General features: G+C 49.3%; 5 protein-coding genes. All 5 read right to left on the bottom strand.

Going from position 1 to position 7631, the window contains the following annotated elements; all coding sequences use genetic code 11:
• Positions 1-205: 205 nt before the first annotated feature.
• Complete coding sequence (locus HMPREF2675_RS04900; RefSeq protein ID WP_070814264.1) at positions 206-838, bottom strand: histidine phosphatase family protein; 633 nt, start codon at positions 836-838, stop codon at positions 206-208.
• Positions 839-928: 90 nt separating this feature from the next.
• On the bottom strand, positions 929-2872 hold the full coding sequence (locus tag HMPREF2675_RS04895; RefSeq protein WP_070814263.1) for a PEP/pyruvate-binding domain-containing protein: 1944 nt from the start codon (positions 2870-2872) through the stop codon (positions 929-931).
• Between the two features lie 163 nt (positions 2873-3035).
• Positions 3036-5588: a DUF4132 domain-containing protein gene (locus HMPREF2675_RS04890; RefSeq protein WP_070814262.1), complete on the bottom strand. Its 2553-nt coding sequence runs from the start codon at positions 5586-5588 to the stop codon at positions 3036-3038.
• 146 nt (positions 5589-5734) lie between these two features.
• On the bottom strand, positions 5735-6151 hold the full coding sequence (locus HMPREF2675_RS04885; protein ID WP_283127795.1) for a hypothetical protein: 417 nt from the start codon (positions 6149-6151) through the stop codon (positions 5735-5737).
• Between the two features lie 325 nt (positions 6152-6476).
• On the bottom strand, positions 6477-7235 hold the full coding sequence (gene cah, locus HMPREF2675_RS04880) for a carbonic anhydrase (RefSeq protein ID WP_070814260.1): 759 nt from the start codon (positions 7233-7235) through the stop codon (positions 6477-6479).
• Positions 7236-7631 lie beyond the last annotated feature (396 nt).

Raw genomic sequence — 7631 nt, 5'->3', positions numbered from 1 at the left:
GGCCCGGATGCCTGATTAATCAGGTATCCAAGCGGAATTAAGGGGATATTTGGGTAAAATCAGGAGTAATGTAGGAGCGGAAATAGACGAAAACCTGTATTTGGATTTCGGCTGTCGGGGGAAAGGACTTTTTTGCAAAGGTCTCTAATGGCAAAAAAGGTGGGTAAAAATGCCCACCTTTTTTATTATTGATGAATGGTTGTGATCATTGTAAATGAGCCACATCGTTAAGCTGCTCAATATGAAAACCGCTTTCACTATCGTATTTCACAATACTGATTGAAGTATTCAACAATGACACGGATTTACCCTCATCACGATGGTTTTCCCAAGTTGCTCCGCCTAGTAAGGATAATAAGAGACGCAAGGTATGTCCATGCGATACCACTAAAATATTGGCTCCCGATTGATGTACTTTAATGATATCGTAAAGGGCGGCCATTGCACGTACTGCTAATTGTTCAAAGGTTTCGCCACCATTACTTAATGCTTTATAAGCTGCCGGGTCATTGGTCAGTTGTTTGAATTCGGTTAGTTTCCGCAGGCCAGCGATCTGCATACCTTCCCAACTTCCAAAAGATTGCTCATTTAGTCCACAGTGCTGAAAAAGAGGAATAGGACGCTGACCGATAATATGGCCAGCCGTATCAATGGCGCGTTGTAAAATGCTGGAATAAGCAGCGGTAAATTCTACTTGTTGTAGCGCCGCCCCGGTTTTTTGGGCTCCTACAATCCCTTGTTCGGTCAGTGGTGAATTGCCTGATCCCTGCAAAAGTCCTTGTTCGTTCCATTGGGTACGGCCATGACGAATAAAATAAAAAGTGAGCTGTTTTGACATCATAGTTCCTTGGAGATCGGGAAGTATAGGGTATAACTAACTTATGATGCAAAGGCCGTCTGAAACAATAATTTCAGATGGCCTTTTACTTTAACGTGTGCCGTTTAGATACGGTCGTGCTTGGAGGATAACAAGCTTACCCTTGTCAAACGCCCATTCGATATCCTGCTCGCCATTAGCAAATAGCTGTTTGATTTGTTGGCCGGTTTGGTCAAGGTGACGTATTTGCTCTTGATTCATCACGTTGCCACTGGTTACAGGCACCTCCCTTACTCCACCGTTTTTATCCAGTTGCAACGCTGTGGTTTCATTAGAGGAGCTGAGACGTTGTACAGAATCATTGCGACGGTTATAGACTACCTGTTCGGCTACCCGTTTGCCTTCAACGACACGAATACCCAACCCACGTTTGGCGGCAATGTAGGAGCTGTTTTTCTGAGCAGTATCATAGGGATTAATGGTAACCAATACGCCGGAGAGATCTGCATTGATGCTTTGTTGTACAAAGACACTCATTTTCACGCTATCGTGAGGCAATCCGGCAATACGGCGGGCTTCATATGCGCTGTAATTGAAAACGGAAGCCCAAGATTGTTTCACTGCTTCGGCCAACGCGTTTTCATCGGTAACATTTGGCACGGTGGTGTACAGCCCTGCGCCGCTGAAATTGGGCAAGTCTTCGGAATTAGAGGAGCTGCGGACAAACACGCCTTTGCTGTTTAATTGATTGCGCCATTGTTCAGCCCATCTGTGTTTCCATTTCGACGGGATTTCGGTATCGGTAATTTTTTTCTGCAGTGAGAGTAAAGCAGTGCGGCGCTTGCGGTTGTCTCCATCACTTTGCGTTTCGATTTGTGCCAGGGTTGTCGCGTTAATACCCAGCCTATCCATCATGGCTTGATAGTAGGCAAACGGAATGCAGAATCCGTCAGGTACATTACTGCCTGCAATATGGGTGCGGATATGGCCGAGGTTAGCAGCCTTACTGCCGCAGTAACGGCTGTCATCATGGCGCAGGTTTTCCAAAGCCCGAAGGCTGTAATTGGAAACATCAGGTTGGGGCAGGGTAAGGCCGTCTGAAAAGCTTTTGCTGGTAGTGTTCCGGTTGGTTTGGACCATTCGGTATTGTTTAGCAGTCGCTTCAAATTCGATACGACGTCCAATATATGGGGCTAGGATTTTTTCTGCGTCTTTAAGGTAAATATTGGGAATCCCCCAGCCACGTGCCAGTACATTCACATGCGATAGTGCAGTGGATGGTTTTTCACTGATAATCCCCGCCACAGGTGGCAGCTCTAGGGGAACCTCTTTCAAAATAATAATATCATCGGCGCCGACATTATAAAGATCATCTTCTTTGGCAATAACGCGGAATATGCCTATCGCTTTACCTTGGTTTAGAGGCAGGTAGGGGAAGTTTTTAATCAAATTTTCTTGGGTAATAAAAGGAACTTTGCTTTGCTCGGCAACGGTTTCCTGCCATAAAGAATTGGTTTTATAACGCAACGGAGCGTAGAAACTGTCTTTCAGACGGCCTGCCGCCAATTTCAACAATTCAGGCGTGATTTTGTCTCCTTCCCAAAACTCATAAACATATTCCTGAGTACTATTCTGCCAACTGATAGTACCAAACAGATAACGCCGGTTAGGACTACGGTATTGTTGATTTAATTCAGTTTTTGACAGCATGGGTTTCAAGATAGTAGCCAGATAATGCTCATGTAGCCGAAATTTGGGAGTATTGATGTAGTCGGTACGGTTATCGTCTTCACGATCGATGAGGAAAAGGATATGAGGAATTTCATATTCACTACCTTGCTCATAAATACGCGAAAGTAAGTCAAAATCGGCTTGGCTTTTGATTGCAGATAACGCAGGAATTTGTGTTTTAACTGGAGTGGCTTCAGTTTGACGCTTTTCAGACTCGTAATAAGAAGGTTTACGCGCCGTTGGTGCAGCCGTATCGACTGTCTCAGCCTCAGGACGGCAGGCTGAAAGTAAAAGCAATATTGGGAGGCAAAAAGCAGGCTTCATGATGTTGTCGGTTATCTAAATCAGATGAAAAGCAATATATTTATGGTAAAAATATGTATTGTGTTCTTTCCGTAGGGCGGGCATGTGCTGTCTACGCGTCCTGTGTTCCCAAACAGCCTGAAGTCGCAAGGATGGGACATTTGCATTTTCAGGCTGTCCAAATTTACCGCTGAATCTGCGAGGTAATCGTGCTGTCGGTAATCTTGTCGTCTTCCGCCAGCAGCATGGCTTTGGAGAGGATGACCGAGAGCGTGTTGTCGCCTTCAAACGGAATAAACAGCTTGTCGGATATGTCTTTTTTACGGCTGTCGGGTACGATGCAGAGGTATTGGTCGTCCGGCAGCATCAGGATGTTGCTGCTGCCGATGTGGATTTTGTAGGTACGCAGCTTGCCCTGCACGACGAGGAAGTTGCCGTCTATGTGGGCAACCTTGGCGATTTTCAGGCGCGGCAGCAGGGTTTCCAGCACGGCTTTGCGGGTTTTGGCGACTTCGCCCAAATCGCCGAAGGAATAACTTTGCCAGTAGCTGTAAAAACGCGCCTCTCCGCCGTTGTCTTCCCAGGTCGGGTCATTACCTACGCTGGCCACGCCCACAAACAAATCCACGTCGCGCAACACTTCGGAAAACACGCGCGGCGGAATATCAATTAAGTCCAGCGCGGTAGCATTGGAATCGTCGTTCAACCGGTGAAAGCGCACTTGGTCGGTGCTGACATACTGCCAGATGTAGCTTTCCGTCCATGCTTCTTCGCTGTCCACTGCGTTTGTCCAAAATTCGGCGCGCAGGTTGTATTCGGGCAAATCCAGCGATACGGTTGCGTCGTCGCTACCGTCCCACGCACCGGCCAGCGAGCCCCTCCAGCCGCGTCCTTTGGCAAGCGTCATGTATTGGTGTTGTTTCAGGATGTGGGCGGCAAAACGGTTGCTGTATGTTTTGGTGTTGATTTCGGTTTCGGTGAGCAGATAGATTTCACGGTATGCCTGTTTCAGCGGCTGGCAGATTTCTTTGTCCTGCAGCAGTTTGCGCCACCGGGCGATGCTTTGCTGCGTGGCGAGCGCGGGATGCCACAAGCAGACTTGCAGGCAGTCTGAAACATCGGTTTGCGCTCCCGTTTCGTCCACCCATGTTCCATCCAACCACAGTGCAGCGTGACCCTGTGTGTCGTTTTCGTCGCGGAAAAATTGCCATATTAGCGGGCGCGTGAGGCAGGACATCAGCCCGTGTTGCCAGTAATACTGTTCGGCGTGTTCCAGCGGTACGCGGTGTTCGGAGCGCATCATTTGGTCCAAGCGGTCACGTTGGGCGGTGAGCGTGGCGTTGAGGTTTTTCTGTGCGGCTTTAATCTTTTTCAGTTTTTCGGCATAGTCGGTTTTCACGAAGGTGGGCACAGTTTTCTGCGGCGAGCCGTCGGGTTTGAACCAGCGCAGTTCGGATTTGCCCACGCCCGTAACCACCAGACGGCAGGTGTAGCCGCCGAAGTCGTAGTCGCGGCAGCCTTCCTGCAAGCCGAAATCGTCCACCGCCATGTCTTCGATTTCGTTGCGGGATACGCCCCGCTGCGCAGCGGCTTCGTCCAGATATTTGGCAATCGTGCTCTGCACGTTGCTGAACTTAATCCGCAGGCGCAGGCGCGAAAGGCAGGCGATGCCGTCCAGCCCTTGGGAGCGGAACAGTGCGTAGAAACAGGCGTTGCCCACGGAAGCATAGCGCGCGCCGAGATTGGGGATTTTGTCGTATGAATGCAGCGCAAGTTGGGTAAGGGTGGACAGGGTGGCGCTGTCATGGAAATGGCTGCACATCCACACCAGCCCTTTGAGCACGGTCTGGTTGATACTGCAAACGGGCAGGACATGAGTGTCGTAGCTGTATGCTCCGTGGGTGACGGTTTCGATCTGCACTTCGCTGCCGCGGACAAATTCTATCCAGCCGTGCAGCATTTTTTTGAACCTGTCCGCACCCAATGTGTCGATCAGCGTTTTGGATTCTTTCAGGTATTTTTCGCTTGGCTTGCCTGCATTGGCGGATAGGGCAAGCGCAATGATTTTGCTCCATATGTCCTGCTGTTCCGGTGGCAGCACGGCAAGTTGCGGATTGGCGTATCGGGCAAACTCGTCGTCTTGGGCGGGAAAACAGGCTTCGGCCGAACCGCCTGCCAGTTCTGCCAGGGCGGCAAGGTTGGCGGTAGCGGCTTTCTTGTCCCACAGGTTTTCCGCAAAGACGCGGTAACGGTCGCAGGCGTTTTTCAGGCCGTCTGAAAGCGTTTTGCTCGGATTGGGAAACTGTTTTTTGATTTGGTTTATCAGATATTTGAGCGGATAGTAATCTGCCTCTTGCTCGGACAGCCCGTTATCGTCCAGCATGGCGGCAAAAATATGCTGCACATCCTGTTCCGTCATCGGCAGCGTTTTACGCGCCAGAGCCATCGCTACCGCTACACGGATGGTGCCGTAATTGTGTATCCTGTCCTCGCCCATATTTTTAAAAATTTTATTCCGTCCCCAGCCGCGTATCAAATCAATGCAGTGGATCAGCAAATCGACGCGGTATCCGGGTGCGGCTTTCTCCACTTCGGCAAAACTGGGGCAGAGCTTCAGGTTTATCGTGTCGTATTCGTGTGAACGGTTTTGGAGCCATTCCTTTTCCAGTGCGTTGAGAAGCTGATTGAACTTGGCACGGCGGCTGTTGGAAATCTGCACGGTTTGGTTTTGGGTCATAGGACTTTCTTTACGTATCAATGTGTTGGTTATTTCGCTGCAAAGGTGGATAACGTCGGTAAGGGTTTTCTTGTCCGCACTATTCAGGCTGTATCGGGCATCTTCTACAAAGGTGAGGTAGCGTTGCGCAGCGGTTTTCAGGCTGCTTATCCGCCCACAAGCGGCGTGAGTTTGATGAAATTGACGACCAGCCCGTCATGCAGGTACACCATATCGTCCAGCGTTTCCAGTTGGCGGTTGTCGGCAAGGATGAAAAACGCGTTCTGCTCAAAAGCTTTCAAGGCGACAGCGATTTGCTTTTCCGCGTCCACAGGTTGCGGGTGCGTGCCTTTTTTGCCGTGCGTTTCCTGAATCACGATGTCGCCGCGATCGGTGGGGATAATGAGGCTGTGGCGCAGCAGGGCATCGGCGGCACGGTTGTTGTAGGCGTCAACTTCCTGTCGCACGCGTTCAGCAATCAACTCCGTCGCGCTGATGTGATTGGTTCTAAATTTTAAAAACAGCTCATGCAGCACTTTGCCGGCGAGGTTTTGGTCTTGGATCGTGATGGTAGCAGCGATCATGGATGACTCCTCCAAACAGAAAACAGACAAATCATACTGTTTTTTGGTCGTTTCAGACAGGCTGAAAACAAAACAGCCTTCATGTTGATAGATGTGAGTGCAGGCTACTCTTTACATTTTAGTTCTGTAGGAACTTTGTGAGACCTTTGCAAAATTCCCCAAATTCCCTAAATGTCTTCATGGGAATTTTGCAAAGGTCTCGGCTTGAGTTGAAACCCAAGCCGATGACTTTGTTCCGGAAATATTGTGATGAAGAGCGAAAAAAGGTCGTCTGAAAAAACAAATTTAGGTTTTCAGACGACCTTTTCGTTTACGGCTTTACTGTTTATTCGATGACAACGCGCGCGTTAAGCGGCTGGACGGGGCGGTTGTTATGCGAGCCGATGGCGCGGGTGAATTTTTCTGCCTGCGCCTGATCGATGTGGTCGTAGGTTTTCAACAGCAGCCACGATACGCCTTCGCTGCACGGCGGCGTGGTCAGCGAACCTGCAAAGCGGTAGTATTTCAGTCGTTTCGGCAGCAGGGTGCTGGCGTCGAAAGCTTTGTCGAGGTTTACCTTTCCTTCCTTCATCGGCATCACGTTCCATATCGGAGCCAGGCGGTCGTTGGTTTTGCCAGGTTCGTACAATACTGCCAATACCAAAGGCTGGCGGTTTTCGTCCAAGTGGACGAAGTGGGCTTCCATCGGGAAGGTACGGCCTTTGATTTGGTTTTCACTGGGTACGTGGAAATGGAATTGTTTCAGGGTGTAGGTACGTCCGTTCACGCTGAGGGTATTGCCGCCTTCCGGGTAGTTGATTTGGATGGTGTGGCCGTTGTTTTCCACGTTAACCGCGCTCGGTTTGTAATTGACTTTGAGGGCGGGCAGTCTGCCGGAGACGGTTTCGGTAATGTTGACGGGGGATTGGTTTTTGCCTGTAGAGCATAAACGGAACTCTTCAGAAAGCTCGCCCCAGCTTTCGGGGGAGTCGTGTCCGGTGTAACCCCAATGTGTGTGGTTTCCGTGTGCAGCTGCGGAGAATGCCGCGAAGGTGGACAGCAGGAAGACAGTCAGACGAGGCAACGTACGGGTCAAGCAGGGCATTGCAATATCCTTTCTATAAGGAGGAGGGAAAAAGCATTGCGGTGTGTATGTGGAATATTGTTATTTTTTATTAAACCATAGCTAGATTAAATCGTTAGGTCAAGCCTTCTTTGGGTAATTCCATTAAGGTTATGAAGTTAAAGAGAATTCATTTTTTTAAAAACGATATTGTCGGTTTGGGAATTGATAATAATTCGAAATAGAAAACTTCCGGTTTTTACACCTTAAAAATTTAAGGAAAGCCGACTCATGAAAAAGGTCGTCTGAAAACATCAATTTAGGTTTTCAGACGACCTTTTTGCCTTGCCTGACAAGGGTTATTTGTGCAGCCCGCATTCTTTGCTGTCCTTGCTTTCCCACCACTAGCAAGCCGTAGCCCATATGAAACCTAAACTC

The organism is Neisseria sp. HMSC061H08, assembly GCF_001836795.1.
Taxonomy (GTDB): domain Bacteria; phylum Pseudomonadota; class Gammaproteobacteria; order Burkholderiales; family Neisseriaceae; genus Neisseria; species Neisseria subflava_A.
Note: the sequence above shows the minus strand (reverse complement) of the source record. Positions and strands in the feature narration are given on the sequence as shown.